Here is a 17,688-nt window from a genome sequence, read left to right as displayed (position 1 = left end):
AGGATGCTTCTTGGAAACAGAGGGTTTCTCTAACCACTATACCGCTACCCCAACGCCGGATTAGAGCCTCTGAACAAACTGCAACAACCATTCAGATCGGCTTCACCAAACTAGATTTGCGAGGTTATGTTTAACCCAACTAGCAAAATTAATGCGGTGAAATAGTACGGCCAAGACACAAGGGGGATTCAAGATAATGGGGAAAGAACCACTGGTACTGCTTTCGCATCGCGAAATAGACAAAATGCGTCAGGCTGGACGCTTTGCATCTGAGTTGCTGAGCCATTTAGAACCGCTGGTACGACCAGGCATTAGTACTTTAGAGATTAATGACGAAGCAGAACGTTGGACCCAAGCACACGGAGCTAAGAGTGCTCCCCTGGGTTATCATGGCTTTCCTAAGTCAATCTGTACCAGCGTTAACCATGTGGTTTGTCACGGTATCCCCAACGCCAAGCAAATTTTGAAGGAAGGCGACATTATCAACATTGATGTCACGCCAATCGTGGATGGTTTCTATGGAGATACTTCTAGAACCTACTTTGTGGGTCAACCGTCACCTCTAGCGAAAAAGTTGGTTGAAGTGACCGAGGAATCTTTAAGAAGAGGCATTGCTGAAGTTAAGCCAGATGCGCGAGTCGGAGACATTGGGGCCGCGATTCAGGAGTATGCCGAAGCAGAAGGTTTTTCGGTGGTCCAAGACTTCACAGGGCATGGAGTCCACCGCGTCTTCCATACTGAGCCTTTCATTCCTCACTACGGTAAGCGGGGCACAGGTAAAAAGCTACGGTCAGGCATGGTGTTTACGATTGAACCCATGATCAACGAAGGCACTTGGGAAGTCGAAGTATTGGATGACAATTGGACGGCAGTGACCAAAGACCGCAAGCTATCCGCCCAATTTGAGCACACCATAGTTGTAACTGAGGATGGCGTCGAAATCCTTACCCTTTGACGTTCCCACTATTGTTCAGGGATACGCTCAGGGCTATTTCTTGATGGCCGATGAGTCGGGCGCGTTGGATTGGTATTCTAGCCGTCAACGCACGCTGATTCCTCTAGATGAACGGTTTCGGTATCCGCGATCGCTGCAACGAGTCCTGAATCAAGAGCGCTTTACTGTCGCCGTAGATCGGGACTTTACCGCAGTGGTAGAGGGCTGCGCCGATCGCGAAACCACTTGGATTTCTCCGCAGCTCAAAGAAATTTACCAAGCCCTCCACGCCGCAGGTTGGGCACACAGCTTTGAAACTTGGCAGGGCGATCGCTTAGCAGGTGGAATTTTAGGCATCGTCATCGGTGGCGCGTTCATTGGCGAGTCAATGTTTTTCCGCATCCCCGATGGCTCGAAGGTGGCGCTGGTGAAGCTGGTAGAACACCTGCGATCGCGCCAATTCGTCTTCTTCGATGCCCAAATGATGAACCCCCACCTAGAGCGGTTCGGAGCTTACATCATCAAGCAAAAAGAATACCGCGTTTTACTAAATCAAGCGCTCCAGCGCCAGTGTGGCTTGGAGTAATAGAGCATTAAGACATATTGTCTCTGTTAATTATTTTTTAGAGTTGTGTTAGAAAAAAATGAACTTTCATTTAATAATATTGACTTAAGAAAGCTGTATACAGTAGCTACTTCATGAGAAGATAAGTAGAACAAATGATCTAATTCAAGGTTAACAAGAAAGTGCTACATCGGCAAAAAGCTTTACTGTTAATTCTTCAGCAGGTTGGAGGTGCAGCATCCAGTTTACAGATGATGAAGTGGGCATTCCTACTATCACATGAAACACTTTCTCAGGGAGGTAAAACCTTTTATCAGTTCATCCCATATCGTTATGGGCCGTACTCTTTTACTCTCGCCCAAGAAACAGATTCCCTTATTCGTAATGGTTTCTTAGAGAAAGAGAATAGTTCTTGGAGTCTTACATCATTAGGTAAAGAATTAGATATAAATTTACCTAAAACCGTCGTACAAGACATTCAGAGTATTACTGCAAAGTATGGCAAGTTGTCTGGGGAAGAACTCATAGATTTAATCTATAACCAGTATTTTTGGTTTACAGTGAATAGTGATCTTCGAGGGAGAAGAAAAGAAAAACGACCGAGCGCAGAGAAGGCTATCTACACCGCTGGATACGAAGGAAAAACGGTTGATGAATTCTTAAACCTCCTCTTAGAATCTGGTATTTCCTGCTTAATTGATGTTCGTTATAATCCTATTTCACGTCGATATGGCTTTCATAAAAGCACGCTAGGACGTTTATGTAACTCTTTGAAAATTGATTATCAACATCTTCCTGGATTAGGAATACCGGGCTCAGAACGGGATAATTTAAGCTCTGATGCTCAATATACATCTCTGTTTGAAAAGTATTGTTGCAGTCTTCCTTCACGAAAAGATGACCTGATTGATGTAATTGACCTATTAAAGTCTAAGCCCAGTGTTCTTGTTTGTATGGAAGCCGATCCAGCCTTTTGTCATCGCAATGTTCTTGCTCAGCACCTAACAACTTTGACTGGTATGTCAATCCAGCACTTGGGAGCACCAAAATGAGCAACCAAGCAGTAAAAACTAAAGTTCTTATAACTGTAATGACGTACCCCCATCCGTCAAGAGGCTATCAAGAGCTTGTATGCACTGCTGGTGTCACAGAGCAGGGAGAGTGGATTCGGCTTTATCCGATTGACTATCGTTATAGACCAAGAAATCAGCAATTTCGCAAATATCAGTGGATAGAAGTTGATTTACTACCACATGGCTCAGGTAATGATCGACGGAAAGAAAGCAGAAAGCCGCTTCTAGACACGATTCGCGTATTAGGAGAACCACTCTCAACAAAAAACGGATGGGGAGAACGTCGTCAAATCATCGATCAAATACCAATCTACACAGTCAAGCAACTGCGAATACTGCATGATTCTGAGCATGCCTCTCTTGGTATCGTCAAGCCAACGCGGGTACTTGACTTAAAGATTGAGCCTGCTGATCCTGAGTGGAAACCGGAATGGCAGGCTCTGTTTGATCAGCTAACTCTCTTTGGACCTGTGCAAAAGCCCCTTCGCAAAATACCGTACAAGTTCAGTTACATCTTTGAATGCGAGGATAGTAGTAAGCCTCACAACGCCATGATTGAGGATTGGGAGCTAGGAGTACTTTGGTTAAACGAAGTAGCACGATTGGGCAATGAGGAGCAAGCAGCACTGAGCGTTCGTCGCAAGTTCCTTGACGAGTTGTGTAATGAGAGCAAGGACACTCGCTTCTTCATGGGTACGGTATTTCCATACAACACTTGGGTTGTACTCGGTATTTTCTGGCCCCCTAAACCAACCAATCCACAAGCACAAATAGTTCAAGGCACTTTGTTTTAAGCAAGCAAACCGATAAAATCTTTATTTTTTCACTGAGAAACTAAGCTACTGAATTGTTTAGAGTTGCCCTGCCATCAAAACAGAATTTACCAGATGTATTTTCTAATTTAACTGTTACTAATTCTCAGATTTGCTAGCTGCTTGACCTTGTTTTTTTTTGGCTTCTAGTAAAGCAGCTTCGCTAAAGCGTTGATATACAGCAGTGCGGTCTTGGGCGATGCTGTAGCGCTTATCTTGGGCTGGTACTTGTCCCATTAGGTCGGAGGCTTGTTGCCATTTGGCGGCTAGAGCTAACCAATCTGCTGAGGATTGGGCTGCTTTGCCATCGCTGGCGGTTTGTTCGGCAAGTCTGACTGCATCTGCGAAGGGATCAGCAGAAGTTGAGGTAGTAGTAGGAGCGATCGCAGCTTGAGGACTAGGGCTAGGACTAGCCGAGGCAACTGGAGACGGGCTAGGGGCGATCGCAGCAGCAGAGTTAGTAGCAGGTGCGGGTGAACTAGCTGGGGTTGGTGAAGCGGAGCTAGATTCAGGAGATTTGGCGGGTTCAGGGGATGGAGTTGTAGTTGCTTGGCTATTGTCCTGCAACTTCGGCCCAAACCAACTGTAGGCACCCCAACCCAGCAGCAACAAGAGTAAACTCGCTAAGGTACCACCCACCACACCTCGCTTAAATTGGCGTTGCTCCCGGACTTGGCGAGGAGAAGGAGTTTTTGGCATACCAGCCGCTTGTTCTGCTTGCTGGCTCTGCAAATCCTCCATGAACTGCTTGAACAGGTTAGGTCGAGTTAGAGTAATTTCCTGCGACCAAAGTAATTGATTTTCTGGATCGCGATTAATTTCTTCTAGCCACAAGAGTTGTTGCTCTCGCACAATGCGGCTGTTAATTTTGACCCGGCGAATATTACGCGGTGAAATCGACTCTAAAATCTGCCGCACCCGTTCAACTAAGGTAGATTGCTCTAGTTGGTCGACATCCGCTGCTTCGCACAAAAGCTGTAGCACGCCATCCTCAAAAATGGCTCTGGTCCTAACACCAGAATCCGCCAGCTTATCATTCAAAACTTGAATAATAGCTGCCACGCTGCCTTGGCGGGCTTGCTTGGTAATATTTTCAATTGAATCTACCATTGTGCGCTCAGCGGTCTAAATAAAAATCCTGAACTTTAGCCGCAGTCATCCAGGTTCCCTGCTCACAATACTGTACCTTGAGGTGGATTGAAACTGTTCAAAACACCCAGGTAGAAATCTGTCTTGACAGAGACTTTATCGTGTCACTGCTGAGGTTTCAAGAGGCCAAATGACGGCAATCATTAAAGCGGCGCACCTGCCAGAGATCGGTATTAAAACGGTTTTGGTCTTGCAGGTGCCAACGCGAGCGATCGAGCCAAAATTCAAATAAGGCAGTATTGCGGGCATGTAAGCGCCAGGAGCGATCGCAACCCATCAACTCCGCGATCAAATGCTGCAAAATCCAACTGTGAGTCACAATCCAAATCTGGTCAGAGTCCTGATGTTGGGCCAGTAACTTTTGGATGAATTGATGGGCGCGATCGCGTGCTTCTTGCAGCGATTCGGCTTCAGGAATTTGAATCCAGTCGGGCGAGGTTTCTAAGGTGCGGCAAAACTCTGGGTATCGCGCCTTCGCTTCCATCCAAGTTAAGCCCTGAAAAACGCCATTTTGAAACTCTGCTAGCTCATCGGCATAAGAGACTTGGAAGGTACAGGGTTTTTGAGAGCCTGTGGCTACACTCACTTGGGAAGTATCTTCACTATCGATTAGATCACTAACGGCAGCAGGCAAAGGAGCCGTAACAAAGTGATTCACCAAAATTTCTGTTGTCTGTACTGCTCGCTTCAGCGGACTGCTATAGACTGCGGAAGGCCACCAAGACTCCTCTAGTAAGCGCTGAGCCAGCTTCCCCGCTTGGATTTTGCCGTTGGCCGAAAGCTCAAACTCACCATGCCCCTGCATCCGCCGTTCTATGTTTCCCACAGACTGAGCATGACGAATAAACAGGAGTTTCATGGTCGTAGTTTAGAATGAGTCAATACACTCAATAGACCGTAACATTTCCTATGCTACTCAAGTCTACAACCCGCCATATCCACATCTTTACTGCGGAAGTGAAAGGCACTGAACTGAATCCTGCTGATGGCGTTTTGACCTTGGATGTTGACCCAGACAACGAGTTTGTATGGAATGACGCTGCCTTGCAACAGGTATATCGCAAGTTTGATGAGCTGGTTGCTGCGAATGAAGGGGAAGACTTAACCGACTATAACCTGCGTCGCATTGGGTCAGACTTGGAGCACTTTGTGCGATCGCTCGTGAAGAAGGGAGAAATCAGCTACAACCTAGAGAGCCGTGTGCTTAACTACAGTATGGGCTTGCCTCAAGTAGTTGCTAAAGACAGCGAGTAGCAATTTTCCCAGCAAGATTTCATGAAATCAGATTTTTTTAAGGACATCTTAACGGCTAGGCAAGGGTTCCCTTAACCCATCATCAGTAAGTTTTGAGTGCTAATGGTTGCACTATCCACACCTCAACTGCTGACGATGAACGCAAACAAGGCTGTAAGCTCAACCCACCATTCCAAGTTACGAGTCTCCGTTGCAGGACTGACGGCAATTTTTTCGGTCGTCAGCACCCTCTACGCTTTAGGACTATATGCGCCTGCGATCGCCGTAGAGTTGGTAGGACGCGCCGTTCTGCCAGCCAATACCTTTGCGCCTGGCCCCACTTCTGGGCAGCTAATTAGCGCGACGAATGAAGTTTCGGTGCCGTTTGTAGAGAAACTACCTGTCCAAGGTTTTTCTGCGGTGCTGCCCGGACCGAAACCAGGCACCTTTTTGGTTCTGTCAGATAACGGTTATGGGGCCAAGGCTAATTCTCCAGATTACCCCCTGCGCTTTTATGCCGTTGAACCCGACTTTGCCTCTGGGCGTATTTTTCCAGTAAACGTAAAAAGTGGCGGGCGGTTGAGCCAGTTTAGTCGTCAAAGCTTTATCTCGCTCAGCGATCGCCGCAACCAAACTGGCTTCCCTATTGTGGCGGAGCAAAACATTTATCCGGGCAGCATCTCCCCCAGACAACCGCAAGGAATTCCAGTTGCAGCAACGATCAAATCGCGCCGCCTATTAACGGGGGCTGATTTTGATTTGGAGGCATTTCGTCGGGTGAGTGACGGTACTTATTGGTTTGGGGATGAATTTGGGCCTTATTTGTTGCATACCAGCGCCAATGGTCAACTTTTAGAACCACCCATTCCCCTACCCAACTTCCTCAAACTCGGCGATCGCCCCTTCATTCAATCGCCTGACAATCCTGCCTTCGCCAACCTACTTACCGATCAAGAACGGGTTACGGCGGCAAATTTGCCCCGTTCTGGTGGTTTTGAGGGCATGGCCCTGAATACCAGTGGCACCAAGCTCTACGCTTTGCTAGAAAAACCTGTGGTCAGCGACCTCCAGCGCGATCGCCTCCTGATTAACGAGTTTGATCTGGCAACCAAGCGCTATACCGGAAAAGTTTTTGGTTATCGGCTAGAAGACCCCAGTCATGCGATTGGCGACTTTACAGCCATTAATGACTCCGAGTTTATTGTGATTGAACGGGACAATCGTCAAGGCGATCCCAACAATCCCAACTTTAGTGATCCTGCCCAGTTCAAGCGTCTCTACAAAGTAGATTTGCGGCAGCAAGACGAGGCTGGCTTTGTCAAAAAAGACTTACTCGTAGATTTGCTCAATATTTCTGACCCTCAAGGCCTGGGTGGTAATGGCACTGTGAACGGTCGGTTTACTTTCCCGTTCGTGACGATCGAGGACGTGTTACCAATTGACGCCAATACTCTTTTGGTGATCAACGACAACAACTATCCCTTTAGTGCGGGTCGGACTCCAGGCAAACCGGATGATAGCGAGTTCATCTTAATCAAGCTGGATCAGCCCTTAAATTTGGCAGCTTCTCGCTCTTAGAGCCAGCTTTTAGAAGCTATTCGAATCGTTTTGTAGGGTGGGCAATGCTCACCTTACCTATTTATTCTGGAATTTCTAAGCTGGCAGAAGACGGTGTAGCAGCTGCATCCTGAGCTGCTTGCTGGCGCTTCTGCTCCAGAAATTGCTGCAACGCTACTTGCCGATTTGCCATGAAGCGATTCCAAAAACCTGGATAGAACTTGTCCATTGTTTTCGCGATCGCCCAAGCATTTACATTTAGCAACTTATAGTGGGAGCTATAGGAGTTTTGTAATTCTGTAATTTGGCTTTGCAGTTCAGGATTGGCAGGCCACTCCAGGTCAGACAAATGCTGAGTTCGGAAAGAATCAAAGTTGCGGTGAGGCATGGCGATCGCCAGAAGACACAGTTGCAGAATGATCCAGTACCCCTTCCATCACTAGAGCAGTAGCCACACTCTAGTCATGTTTGTTTTAGCATTGTACTCAAAGTGATGTGCCTTCTAAAACACAGTTTCTTTGTATAACCCCTGTTGAGTTCTGGAGCGATCGCGTCAGATTTTGTCTGAATCTTCTCAAATCAGCCCTTGGTCTTATAAGCCTTGGTGGTGCCAACCTTGGTCCATTTTGCTTACAGGTATCACCATCATTACTGGCAGTTGGTTGCTTGCCCACACTGTTTGGTTTGCCTGCCTCGTTGCAGTGCCAATTCTAACTTGGATGGGTTTCTTTATCTTGGTCTGGCCCCAACTTGTGATTCGGAGTGGCATTTTAGAAGCCGAGTCATCTTCAGTAGAGAGTGCGATCGCCGAAGAATAGCTTTATTTCTAAATCTCTTTGGCCACCATGACTACCTGAATGAAGAAGCCAAGAACCACCTAAATTCTGGCTCCTGGCTTCCGACTTTTAACTTCTAGTCTCTGGAATTAAAATCGATATCCGACTCCACCTTGCACAGAGACCGCTGTCCCACCACTCTCCCGGTAGGCATCAAAGGCAATAATGGCGTTGCCAAACACTACGAGTTTGCTGTTGGGCAGAGCGTAGTCAATTCCGGGTTGAATAGCAAAGGCGTCTTGATTGCCTAGAGGCGAAGTAGAGTCGCCCTCTGAGAAAGAATATCCTGCCCCAATATAGGCATCCGCTTGCCAGCTCAGTGGGATGTCGTAAGACACAGTGGGCACGATCGCCGTGTTGTCATTCAGAATCAAGGCTTGGGCTCTGAGAGAAATTGGCAACTTCAGCAGCTTGTAACGAGCGGCAATGACCAAAGCGTTTTCGCTATCTTCATTGATAGAGCCATCGGTGAGACCAATCGAGGGACCAACGCCAACATAACTCCCATAGGCAGCCTGTGCCGATGCTGCGGATGGGGCGAGACCTTCAACTCCTGCCGCTATGACAGCGCCCCCTAGAGCGATCGCCGTAGCCAACCCAGCCCAACTTTTACTTTGCGACAGGCGCTTAAGACTCTTCATTGCCAACTCCTCACTACCAGTAGCATTGATTGATTTGTCTCGCTCAATTCAACTTCAGCCCTCAGCCCTTCATCTAGGCTGATTCACCCTCAGGTCTATTCAAGCAAATTCCTAGTTTTAAACCAGGCATCTTGTTACTTATTTTCACCCAAGCAGCGCAATAATCTAGCTGATTGACTGATTAGCACAGGTTTTGCATTTTGTTTTGTAGGACACGGGTTTCGCCCGCGCCATTTACAAAACAGAGACACACCCTATTGGCACTGAGGATGACGACCCCCTTGAGCGCAAATATAGGCAATCTGAGTAGGATTCAAATTTTTAGCATCGACAAAGTTAACACCCTTGAACAGACCAGACTGCGAAGCAATAGGTGCTAATTGAATGAACTGGCTAGAAGGCTTAGAGGAGGAAGGTGTAAAAATCGCCCCTTGGAAGTCTGCTCCCGTAACATTGGCCCCGCGTAAATCTGCCTGACTGAGATCTGCGTTGCGGAAACTGACATGCTGCAATTGCGCATTTTTGAAATTAGCCTCTGCCAGTTGGGTCGAGCTTAGATCCGCATACTGGAGGTTAGCTTGGCTAAAGTCTGACCCAGTCAAATCGGCTCCTTGCCACTCCGATCGCACTAAGTTAGCCAACTGAAATTTTGTGGCAGTCGCACTAGCTTGACCCAATCGAGCGGCTTGCAAATTTGCTTCGGAGAAGTCAGCATTTCCTAGATCCGCACCTGTAAGGCTGGCATGATTCAAGATAGCTTGGCGAAAATTAGCAGCAACCAGTTTGGCACTACTGAGGTTCGATTTTGACAGACGAGCCTTTGAGAGATCCGCTTTGTTGAGAATGGCCCGAATTAAATTCGTGCGCTCCATCAAAGCATTCCCTAGCAAGGCTCCGGTTAAGTTGGCATCTTTGAGTTCAGCCCCACTTAAGTCGGTAACCCAATCATCAAAGGTTCCCCAGCGCTCATCTTCGCCCGCTCCATAGAATCGACTGCCTTGCAAACTCGCGCCCGCCAAAATGGCACTTTTCAGTTGGACCCCTGATAAATCGATTTGATCCAACACGAGTGTAAATTGAGCTGCCCCTTCAGCGACGCGGCCTAGGTCTACTCGGTTCAAATCGGCAGCATGCACTTGACCGCTATAGATTGTCAGCAATTTAGCGATCGCTCGTTGAGTCGCCCGTCGTCTCAACGCCAATAACTTGTACTCCTTCTCGTTATTGCCGTAGCGCAGCAACTCCAAATCAGTCTTCAAAGATTGATTCAGTCGTTGCAGGTAAGGCAGAGCATCGGGACCACTACTGACTAAAGCTTGCTGAATCGCATCAATCAGGGCGGGTTTGTCTTCTTGTCCCAACAAATCCACTAAGAGCGGCACTGCCCGTGAGTCATTCACCGTACCTAGCGCCAGGATTGCTCCTTGCCGCTCGTCTGGTGCACCAGGAGAGGTGGGGGTCAGCTTACTGACCAACGCTAGAAAGACTTGATTATCCTGCTGCTTAAACTCCCGGCGATTGGCTTGGCTTTGCACATAGACTTGGGTGCCCACGAAGGTGCCAAGTACCAAGGCTATGCTAGAGAGCGACACGATCAGCAGGGTCATGCCAGGATGTTGACGCATCCAGTACCACAACCCTTGCCCCCGCCAGCCTTTTTCTGGTGTCAGCACAATGGCCGCGATCGCCGCATCTTCCTCACTCCACTGAGATGACTGCTCTGACCAAGCTTGGCGGTCACGTCGCAATACCTGTACATGGTCGCTATAGATCGAAGTGGGTTGGGCTGCGTTGATTACAGTGGTACCGCTTAAGCGATCGTGCCAAGCCCGCCGCCGCGAGTTGAAGCGGGCACTAAAGTTTTCACTTAATACTAGAAAACTAGCTAACCCCAACAAAATGCTGAGATCTGGAAACGCCCCACTGTAGCGCCAGATCGTGTAAGCAAGCCCCAGCGGCAAGCCCCAGCGCCCAATGCCTTCTCGTACTATCGCTCGCACCAAACCGGGAGGCGCTCCCGTAGCCGTCACTACCTTGACGGCAAACCATCGCTTGGGTTGAGTTTTACCCGTCTTAGTGAGTGAGTACAGGTTTAGCCCCGCCACCACAAATGGAGCCACCACAGCACCAGACCACAGCAAATTTGTCAGGGGAGGAACTGTGCGATCGCGATCACCCACCGGAATCGCTAGGGTTCGGGCGATCGCTGCTTCAGCTTGAGCGACGAAGGGATTGAGTGGCACTGGCTCACTGGCAGAGTGGAGCCTGGCGTATTCCCCTAAACTGAACGGCACCCAAGCACTGGCCACAACTAGAGAAACCTCAATGAGCCAAGCTCCACAGCGTCGAGGTAGTAAGGGCAACCGTTTGAAGCGCCAACTAGGGAACGTCGATTGAGAGCGATTGGTGCTTCTCCTCACAGTTGGGCTCGCCATCTTCAAAAACTCCCCGTCACTAGTTATGCAGTCTATTAGTTCTTGTAATTCTTGGGTAGGAGGTCTCTACCCGCGTAGAGACTGCGTCAAGCTGAGATTAGGTTATGAAGGCGATCGCGGTGTTAAGTCATAGCTCATCAGTGCGATCCACCAACTAGTGAATAGACTTGCGCAAGCAGCCCTACCAAAAAAGCTACCCTGGTAAAGTAGGACAAATCCTTGTCCTAAAACCAACTCATGCCGTAGAAGTTCAGCTAAATTCCCATGCTGAATTTCAGCAGCGATCGCGACAATGGTGAGGAACAGCAGCGGGCTCAGTAAATCTACTGTTGTGTCTGCGATTGTAGCGAAGAGAAGTCGCCCAAGCACGCTCAGTTTATAAGAAAAAATAAAAAAGATTGTGCTTAGCTAGACTCTCGGTAAGGTAACTGAAAATTCTCTAAAAGCGTTTAAATTCTATGGCTGATCCTGTGAGGGGTGCTACTCCACTAGCTAGTCGCTATCTAGAACTCATCGATCGCATTGTCGAAACCACACTCAAGGGCAAAATCCGCTCTAAAGAGCAGGTTTACCAAATGCTATTGCAAGAGGTGAGTGCCGGGACGGGGGAGCTCTTTGAGCGTTGTTTGGGCGATCGCCTCACTGCCGCTCAACGCCAAGTCGAAATCCAAACCGATGAGCTAAAACTCGCTAAGGCCAACCGTGTCCTGAGAGCCTTACAGACGATCCAAGGCGAGTGGGAACGTTGGCAAGAGCAAAACCAAGCGACAGAAATGCTCACGACCGCACTGCGTCAAGTCGTAGCGGCTGAGCCTGAGCAGCGCTTAACAACCTTGATTCAAGTCACCGATCCCAATCGAGGGCAAATCGTGACGCTACAGCAGTGGCAACAGCTTGCTAAAGCGTTACAGCAGCAAGCCGCTACCATCACCGAGACTGACTCTCAGCAGCAGATTGAGCAACTAGCGACAGGCATTGGGCGCGGAATCGCCGCTTGGCGTCGTTTAGAAGACCATTTGGTGGGATGGATTTACGACCAAAACCAAGGGCAGTTAGGGTTTGAAGGTGTGCCAGGTCAGCGTGGTCCTTGGGCACTGTGGGCTAAACAAGTTGGCAGTCCCATGCCTCAATCTTTATTCCAAGCCCTCGCTCATGAGCAATCGGCGGCTGAGTGGGGGAGACATCAAACCGTGGACCTCGAAGATTGGGTTGAACTCACGGTGATTCTGCGCGGTTTACAGCAAGGTTTGGTGACCTGGTTTGATAAGTTGGTCTACGATTCCAAAGTCGGCTCTAAGCTCTCCATCTCGACGTTTCTAGCGTTTGCTGTACTGTGGTCCCAAATGGGCGTGGGTTTAGGCGATCGCTTTGCCAATGCAGCCTTTCAGAGCACACTGCAAATCCTGCGAACCTTTGCGCAACGTGAGTACTTTCCACTTTACGGTGGCATTTTTGCTTCCTTTGCGGGCAACTATTTACGAGATGCCCTGAACTACCTGGATGAACCATTACGGCGAGCGGAAGGCACTCAGGAAAAAGCCAGAATCCTGACCCTACTCGGCTATTCTTTCCGGGCGCAAGGCCAATATGACCGGGCGCAAAATTTTCATCAACAAGCTTTGGAGCTAGCGCGGACAGCAGGCGATCGCCCCTGTGAAATCGCCAACTTCAACCACCTCAGTCGGGCTTGTGTATCGGAGAAAAATTATGCCGAAGCGATCAACTACAGTCAGCGGGCCTTGATTCTGAGTCGTCAGGCTGGGGATCGCTTGGGTGAGGCGAATGCTTTAGCTAACTTGGGTTACAGCGAAGTGCTACAAGCGCAGCAGCTAGAACAAGTTGAACCTGAAACCTACGAAAGTGCGATTGATTATTTACAGCAAGGCTTGAAATTATCTGAACGGTTAGGCGATCGCCAAAGCCAAGCCCTCTGTCTCAGCAGTTTGGGGATCGCTCATATTGTCTTAGATCAATCACAAATAGCGATCGCTTATTTAGAAGGCGGGATTCAAGCGGCGCAGTTTTCTGGTGATGTCTATTTACAAGCTCGCAACTTAGCTCACTTAGCCGAAGCCTACTACCGTCTGCAAAACTTAGAAAAATCTGTTTATAGTGGCTGTTTGGGCATGTATCTTCTAGAGCAAATTGCCTCTAGTGAGTGGCGGCAACCCGCAGGGCTACTAATGATTTTGCAGGGGCAACTGGGGGAAGCAGGGTTTCAAGCAGCTTTAGAACAATACCGCCGTCAAATTGCTTCCGTGATCGGGGTCGATGGCTATGACCACATCCCGCAGCTACTAGAACAGTATCGCCACTCCACCTAATTAATTGGTAATTGGTTGTGTAGGGCTTTAGCTGCCTCAGCAATAAAAAGTTCTGTGACAATCTAGAAACATGAACATACAGTTCCGCAATTCGCCGGAAATTGCGGATACTGGAATTAGGAGCACTCCGCACTTTTTGAGGGGTGAGCAAGATGAAGACGTACAAATATTGGCTTGCTGTTCCTACAGCCCTGGTGGTGGCTTTGACAGTTGCTGGTTCAGCTCAGAGTAAACCTTTACCTGTTGCTCCAGGGTTTCAGCCTGACCCTCAAGTGCTAACAGGCACATCGGGCGGAGCTAAAAGTAGCGATTGTGGCTATGTCAGTAATGCCCCCAGTCAGGTAATTCAAGTGACCCAGGCTGTTCCTTACCTGCGTTTTGCAGTGCAAAGTGAAGGGCAACCCACCTTGTTGATTGATGGTCCGGGGGGACGATTCTGTTCTTTAGCAGATACTTATTCCCAGAAGCCAGCGCAAATCTCAGGTTTTTGGTCTCCTGGCACCTACTCTGTTTACGTTGGCGATCGCGGCCAAGGACAGCATGCTTACCGACTTTCCATTTCTCAGGCTCCCAACTAACAAAAGCCTAAACCGCTAGTAACTTAAACAAAAAAGTGGATGGTTCTTCTTTCAGAACTGTCCACTTTTTTAATTGAGATGGGTAGTTAGGCGATCGCGTTGAAAAAAGTCCAGCTAACGGTCAATGGGTTGGGCTGGCACTTCAATAGCTTGCACATCAATGGTTCCCGGTGGCGTTAGACGGCTTAAATGGCCTTTCTCTACCTTAAGTGCTTCCCCACAACTAGCACACTCAATCTGGGTCTGGTTGATGCCCGCCACCTCAGAGCCACAAACGGGGCATTGAGCTTGGACTAAGTTGCGCTTCAGCCACCAGCGAAAGCCTAAAAATGCAATGACTGGCGCTAAGCAAATAAAACCAACCACAAGCAGAAATGACTTGACCAGCCAGCCCAAACCCGCTAATCCTAGCAGCCAGAGCAAAGCTAGGAACATAAGCCAGCGACTTGCACCAGCGAGGGTTAACTGAAAACTTCTGAGGCTGTCTTGATTCACAGCAAGCTCCTAGAGGCAACAAATTCTTGCTTTTTTTAGGATAGCTTTGTTGACTCCCCTATTGTCGAACTCAGTAATTGTTTTAATTGCTGAGTCAGCGCCTCAGCGCCAAACAAAGATAAAGCTTCTTGGCGCAACCAAGCTCCGTCACAGCGGCGATCGCTTGGTTGACCCACAGGATCCTCAGTGTTGCGTAAAATTTCAATACAGGCCGCTGCTATTGCCTCTGAGTCGCGCCGGGGCACTTGCCAGCCGAGTTTGCCATCTTGCAGCGGATCGGCGGAACCGTCTGCATCTCCTGCCACCACAGGCACGCCACAAGCCATCGCCTCTAGGTAGACTATGCCAAAGCCTTCCTGGGACGGCATGACGTAGGCATCAGCTAAGCGGTAATGCTCAACTAGCTCTTCAGTCGGGACAAAGCCCGCAAACACGACCCGATCCGCCATCCCTAAATCCTGAGCCAATTGGGCCAATCGGGGCTGGTCATCACCTCGACCAATCACTAAATACTTCACCTGCGGAAAAGCTTGAGCGATCGCAGGCAGAGCTTGAATCGTTACATCCACCCCTTTATATCGGTCCCCTGCCCAAAGTCGAGCCACAGTCATCAGCACTTTGGCTCCAGCCAAACCATACTTTTCGACTAAAGCTGGGTTTTTAGGGCCAGGGGTAAAGGCATCGCCATCAACAATACAGGGAAGCAACTTGACTCGCTGTGGGTCTAGTTCATTGACCTCACAGGCACGATCGCGGCTATAGCGGCTAATCGTCCAAATACTGGCTGCCTGCTGTAGAGCCTTTTGCTCATGCTGTGGCAACTTGACCCAAAATTCTTTGCCATAGGTCAAGACAGTATAGGGAATCCCTAGCGGTTGACATAGCGCCTGGATCATGGGGGCGAGATTGATATGGCCGCAAAAAACTCGCTCAGGGCGATCACGCAGTAGAGAAGCCAACAACTGAGCAGCTAATTTAAGGCGTCCTAGAGCAGGGGGACGAATTTTGAAATAGTGAAAATTGACCGGACTAGATTCTAAGGGATTGTGGCATTCTGGCCCATCCCGTAGTAAAAATACATCCGCTTTGTAAGGGACAGCGATTTCTCGGGCTACTGGTTCCACCAAAGTTACGTAAGATTTCAATACATCTTTGACGTAGGATTGGATGCCACCTTCGCAGGCAAAAATCTCTAAGAATACAAATACGTGACGGGCACTTTTAGTCGTAATAGGGTCCAATTTTGTAGCTCTAACTTCACGCTTGACTGCTAGTACATCAGGTGAATGGTAAGTTCCAGTCATCGATTATTACCGGAGCAAATTACTCCGCCCCCCAGAAATATTTGCAGTTTTTGCACCCAAATTTTTAGGGCTAGGAGCCTAGAACAATTGATAGTGATTAATAATCAGTTCGCTTAGTATTTTGTAATAACTTAAGATTGCTGCCAAATCCTAACAAATAACAGGTTGGAATGGGAACGACAGCCAGTAGATTAATCTAATCTTTGCGAATCGGGGGCAGGACTCAGCCCAGAGCTTCACATAAAGACTAACGCCTGCTTAAGTGCTTCAGTAGTACAACAATTGGCACTACGGAAGCACAAGCAGGCGTTGAGTTGAACTCTTCAGCTTTCTTAGAACAGACCTAAAGTTAGGGACTTGTCGATAGGGAAAGTTGCACCAATTCCCAACCACAAAGTTACCAGAGTCCCAAACAAAAAGAGGGTGGTAGCCACTGGACGACGGAAGGGGTTTTGGAACTTGTTCACGTTCTCAATGAAAGGAACAAGCATTAGACCTAGAGGAATTGCACCCATGCACACAATCCCCAACAACTTGTTAGGAAGAATGCGCAGGATTTGGAAGACAGGGTAGAGATACCACTCAGGCAAAATTTCCAAGGGAGTGGCAAAGGGATTAGCAGGCTCACCCACCAAAGCTGGGTCTAGAACTGCCAAACCGACGCAAAGAGCGATCGTGCCCGCAATTACAACTGGGAAGATGTAAAGCAGGTCATTAGGCCAAGCGGGTTCACCATAGTAGTTATGGCCCATCCCCTTGGCAAGTTTGGCGCGAAGCTGTGGATCGCTGAGATCCGGTTTTTTAATCGTTGCCATGATGTAAAAGTGCTCTCCTTTATTCTGAAGTCAGCAGGTAGAGAACGAGACAGCAATTAGACTTGAGCTATATGTAATAGCCTAGTATAAGTGCTCTGAGCAAACTCTGAAGACTGCCTATGGGCTGCTTACAGGGAATTGCTTACAAAGGACCGGAAATGCCTTGCTTACGGATCATGAGGAAGTGCAGCAGCATAAAGACTGCAATCAACCAAGGCAGAACGAAGGTGTGCAAGCTATAATAGCGAGTCAAAGTTGCTTGACCCACACTGCTACTACCGCGAAGTAATTCAACGATAAAGGGGCCTACGACTGGGATTGCTTCAGGAACACCAGAAACGATCTTGACAGCCCAATAACCGACTTGGTCCCAAGGCAGTGAGTAGCCAGTTACACCAAAGGAAACGGTGATTACGGCCAAAATTACACCTGTTACCCAAGTCAACTCACGAGGCTTTTTGAAACCACCGGTGAGGTAAACCCGGAAGACGTGCAAAATCATCATCAGCACCATCATGCTGGCAGACCAGCGGTGGATGGAACGGATGAGCCAACCAAAGTTGACCTCTGTCATCAGGTACTGAACTGACGCAAAAGCATCAGTTACGGTTGGCTTGTAGTAAAACGTCATTGCAAACCCAGTTGCAAACTGGATTAGGAAGCAAGTCAGGGTAATGCCACCTAGACAATAGAAGATGTTGACGTGGGGAGGCACATATTTGCTGCTGACATCATCAGCGAGTCCCTGGATTTCCAGACGTTCCTCAAACCAGTTGTAGACTTTTGAGTCGGTTACCTGCTTGGTAAACATGAAGCAAGAATTCCTGAAAATGTATTGCTGTTTGTGACCTTTCTAGTCTCTCAGAAGAAGGAGAATCTTGGGGGGTCGGCTGGAGTAAGCTACTGATCCAAAGAGTTCTCTAAGAGACTCTCAACA

19 protein-coding genes are annotated in these 17,688 nt (G+C 48.5%); 9 read left to right on the top strand and 10 right to left on the bottom strand.

Annotated elements, in window-relative coordinates; all coding sequences use genetic code 11:
- Window positions 1–196: 196 nt before the first annotated feature.
- From map to H6F68_RS11010, 4 genes are all read left to right on the top strand, one after another.
- Window positions 197–955 (top strand): type I methionyl aminopeptidase, encoded by a 759-nt coding sequence (gene map / locus H6F68_RS11025; protein WP_190558958.1) that lies wholly within the window; start codon window positions 197–199, stop codon window positions 953–955.
- Window positions 930–1,520, top strand: a complete 591-nt coding sequence (aat, locus tag H6F68_RS11020) for a leucyl/phenylalanyl-tRNA--protein transferase (protein WP_190558956.1) — start codon at window positions 930–932, stop codon at window positions 1,518–1,520. The genes map and aat overlap by 26 nt, the downstream gene beginning before the upstream one ends.
- A 161-nt stretch (window positions 1,521–1,681) precedes the next feature.
- Entirely contained in the window at window positions 1,682–2,551 is an 870-nt protein-coding gene (locus H6F68_RS11015; protein WP_190558954.1) for a DUF488 domain-containing protein, read from the top strand.
- The gene (locus H6F68_RS11010; RefSeq protein WP_190558952.1) at window positions 2,548–3,366 is read left to right on the top strand and encodes a hypothetical protein; all 819 of its coding nucleotides are present in this window, start codon (window positions 2,548–2,550) and stop codon (window positions 3,364–3,366) included. Before H6F68_RS11015 ends, H6F68_RS11010 begins: the two co-directional genes overlap by 4 nt.
- A gap of 117 nt (window positions 3,367–3,483) precedes the next feature.
- Here the strand turns inward: H6F68_RS11010 and H6F68_RS11005 are convergent, their stop codons facing one another.
- Window positions 3,484–4,494, bottom strand: coding sequence for a hypothetical protein (locus H6F68_RS11005; RefSeq protein ID WP_190558950.1), 1,011 nt, complete (start codon window positions 4,492–4,494; stop codon window positions 3,484–3,486).
- Between the two features lie 157 nt (window positions 4,495–4,651).
- Window positions 4,652–5,392: a histidine phosphatase family protein gene (locus H6F68_RS11000; RefSeq protein WP_190558948.1), complete on the bottom strand. Its 741-nt coding sequence runs from the start codon at window positions 5,390–5,392 to the stop codon at window positions 4,652–4,654.
- Between the two features lie 50 nt (window positions 5,393–5,442).
- Here H6F68_RS11000 and H6F68_RS10995 point away from each other — a divergent pair, with 50 nt between their 5' ends.
- Window positions 5,443–5,787 carry an NAD(P)H-quinone oxidoreductase subunit M gene (locus tag H6F68_RS10995; protein WP_190553031.1) on the top strand — a complete coding sequence of 115 codons (345 nt, stop codon included), beginning with the start codon at window positions 5,443–5,445 and terminating at the stop codon, window positions 5,785–5,787.
- Window positions 5,788–5,922: 135 nt separating this feature from the next.
- Window positions 5,923–7,344, top strand: coding sequence for an esterase-like activity of phytase family protein (locus tag H6F68_RS10990; RefSeq protein ID WP_190558946.1), 1,422 nt, complete (start codon window positions 5,923–5,925; stop codon window positions 7,342–7,344).
- A gap of 61 nt (window positions 7,345–7,405) precedes the next feature.
- Here H6F68_RS10990 and H6F68_RS10985 read toward each other — a convergent pair whose 3' ends face one another.
- Window positions 7,406–7,711 carry a hypothetical protein gene (locus H6F68_RS10985; RefSeq protein WP_190558944.1) on the bottom strand — a complete coding sequence of 102 codons (306 nt, stop codon included), beginning with the start codon at window positions 7,709–7,711 and terminating at the stop codon, window positions 7,406–7,408.
- A gap of 172 nt (window positions 7,712–7,883) precedes the next feature.
- Here H6F68_RS10985 and H6F68_RS10980 point away from each other — a divergent pair, with 172 nt between their 5' ends.
- Window positions 7,884–8,141: a DUF6737 family protein gene (locus tag H6F68_RS10980; protein ID WP_190558942.1), complete on the top strand. Its 258-nt coding sequence runs from the start codon at window positions 7,884–7,886 to the stop codon at window positions 8,139–8,141.
- 107 nt (window positions 8,142–8,248) lie between these two features.
- On the opposite strand, the gene H6F68_RS10975 is transcribed toward H6F68_RS10980, so the two are convergent.
- From H6F68_RS10975 to H6F68_RS10965, 3 genes are all read right to left on the bottom strand, one after another.
- Complete coding sequence (locus H6F68_RS10975; RefSeq protein ID WP_242065453.1) at window positions 8,249–8,800, bottom strand: porin family protein; 552 nt, start codon at window positions 8,798–8,800, stop codon at window positions 8,249–8,251.
- A gap of 254 nt (window positions 8,801–9,054) precedes the next feature.
- Window positions 9,055–11,235 (bottom strand): pentapeptide repeat-containing protein, encoded by a 2,181-nt coding sequence (locus tag H6F68_RS10970; protein ID WP_190558940.1) that lies wholly within the window; start codon window positions 11,233–11,235, stop codon window positions 9,055–9,057.
- 102 nt (window positions 11,236–11,337) lie between these two features.
- The gene (locus H6F68_RS10965; protein WP_190558938.1) at window positions 11,338–11,604 is read right to left on the bottom strand and encodes a hypothetical protein; all 267 of its coding nucleotides are present in this window, start codon (window positions 11,602–11,604) and stop codon (window positions 11,338–11,340) included.
- Between the two features lie 89 nt (window positions 11,605–11,693).
- Here H6F68_RS10965 and H6F68_RS10960 point away from each other — a divergent pair, with 89 nt between their 5' ends.
- Window positions 11,694–13,559: a lipopolysaccharide assembly protein LapB gene (locus H6F68_RS10960; protein ID WP_190558936.1), complete on the top strand. Its 1,866-nt coding sequence runs from the start codon at window positions 11,694–11,696 to the stop codon at window positions 13,557–13,559.
- Between the two features lie 152 nt (window positions 13,560–13,711).
- On the top strand, window positions 13,712–14,137 hold the full coding sequence (locus H6F68_RS10955) for a hypothetical protein (protein WP_190558934.1): 426 nt from the start codon (window positions 13,712–13,714) through the stop codon (window positions 14,135–14,137).
- 114 nt (window positions 14,138–14,251) lie between these two features.
- Here the strand turns inward: H6F68_RS10955 and H6F68_RS10950 are convergent, their stop codons facing one another.
- The 4 genes from H6F68_RS10950 to petB all read right to left on the bottom strand — a co-directional run bounded on the left by H6F68_RS10950 (window position 14,252) and on the right by petB (window position 17,562).
- Complete coding sequence (locus tag H6F68_RS10950) at window positions 14,252–14,632, bottom strand: hypothetical protein (RefSeq protein ID WP_313930082.1); 381 nt, start codon at window positions 14,630–14,632, stop codon at window positions 14,252–14,254.
- Window positions 14,633–14,667: 35 nt separating this feature from the next.
- A complete protein-coding gene (locus H6F68_RS10945) occupies window positions 14,668–15,936 on the bottom strand; it encodes a glycosyltransferase (protein ID WP_190558932.1) in 1,269 nt (422 codons plus the stop codon).
- A gap of 332 nt (window positions 15,937–16,268) precedes the next feature.
- A complete protein-coding gene (gene petD / locus H6F68_RS10940) occupies window positions 16,269–16,751 on the bottom strand; it encodes a cytochrome b6-f complex subunit IV (RefSeq protein WP_190432889.1) in 483 nt (160 codons plus the stop codon).
- 142 nt (window positions 16,752–16,893) lie between these two features.
- Entirely contained in the window at window positions 16,894–17,562 is a 669-nt protein-coding gene (gene petB, locus H6F68_RS10935) for a cytochrome b6 (protein ID WP_190432888.1), read from the bottom strand.
- Window positions 17,563–17,688 lie beyond the last annotated feature (126 nt).

Origin of the sequence: Trichocoleus sp. FACHB-262, assembly GCF_014696035.1 — a bacterium.
GTDB lineage: Bacteria > Cyanobacteriota > Cyanobacteriia > FACHB-46 > FACHB-46 > Trichocoleus.
Note: the sequence above shows the minus strand (reverse complement) of the source record. Positions and strands in the feature narration are given on the sequence as shown.

What these genes read in the sequence shown, in the direction of transcription:
- map (WP_190558958.1), top strand. Translation starts at nt 197, where the DNA reads ATGGGGAAAGAACCACTGGTACTGCTTTCGCATCGCGAAATAGACAAA.
- aat (WP_190558956.1), top strand. Translation starts at nt 930, where the DNA reads ATGGCGTCGAAATCCTTACCCTTTGACGTTCCCACTATTGTTCAGGGA.
- H6F68_RS11010 (WP_190558952.1), top strand. Translation starts at nt 2,548, where the DNA reads ATGAGCAACCAAGCAGTAAAAACTAAAGTTCTTATAACTGTAATGACG.
- H6F68_RS11005 (WP_190558950.1), bottom strand. Translation starts at nt 4,494, where the DNA reads ATGGTAGATTCAATTGAAAATATTACCAAGCAAGCCCGCCAAGGCAGC.
- H6F68_RS11000 (WP_190558948.1), bottom strand. Translation starts at nt 5,392, where the DNA reads ATGAAACTCCTGTTTATTCGTCATGCTCAGTCTGTGGGAAACATAGAA.
- H6F68_RS10995 (WP_190553031.1), top strand. Translation starts at nt 5,443, where the DNA reads ATGCTACTCAAGTCTACAACCCGCCATATCCACATCTTTACTGCGGAA.
- H6F68_RS10990 (WP_190558946.1), top strand. Translation starts at nt 5,923, where the DNA reads ATGAACGCAAACAAGGCTGTAAGCTCAACCCACCATTCCAAGTTACGA.
- H6F68_RS10985 (WP_190558944.1), bottom strand. Translation starts at nt 7,711, where the DNA reads ATGCCTCACCGCAACTTTGATTCTTTCCGAACTCAGCATTTGTCTGAC.
- H6F68_RS10975 (WP_242065453.1), bottom strand. Translation starts at nt 8,800, where the DNA reads ATGAAGAGTCTTAAGCGCCTGTCGCAAAGTAAAAGTTGGGCTGGGTTG.
- H6F68_RS10970 (WP_190558940.1), bottom strand. Translation starts at nt 11,235, where the DNA reads ATGGCGAGCCCAACTGTGAGGAGAAGCACCAATCGCTCTCAATCGACG.
- H6F68_RS10960 (WP_190558936.1), top strand. Translation starts at nt 11,694, where the DNA reads ATGGCTGATCCTGTGAGGGGTGCTACTCCACTAGCTAGTCGCTATCTA.
- H6F68_RS10955 (WP_190558934.1), top strand. Translation starts at nt 13,712, where the DNA reads ATGAAGACGTACAAATATTGGCTTGCTGTTCCTACAGCCCTGGTGGTG.
- H6F68_RS10945 (WP_190558932.1), bottom strand. Translation starts at nt 15,936, where the DNA reads ATGACTGGAACTTACCATTCACCTGATGTACTAGCAGTCAAGCGTGAA.
- petD (WP_190432889.1), bottom strand. Translation starts at nt 16,751, where the DNA reads ATGGCAACGATTAAAAAACCGGATCTCAGCGATCCACAGCTTCGCGCC.
- petB (WP_190432888.1), bottom strand. Translation starts at nt 17,562, where the DNA reads ATGTTTACCAAGCAGGTAACCGACTCAAAAGTCTACAACTGGTTTGAG.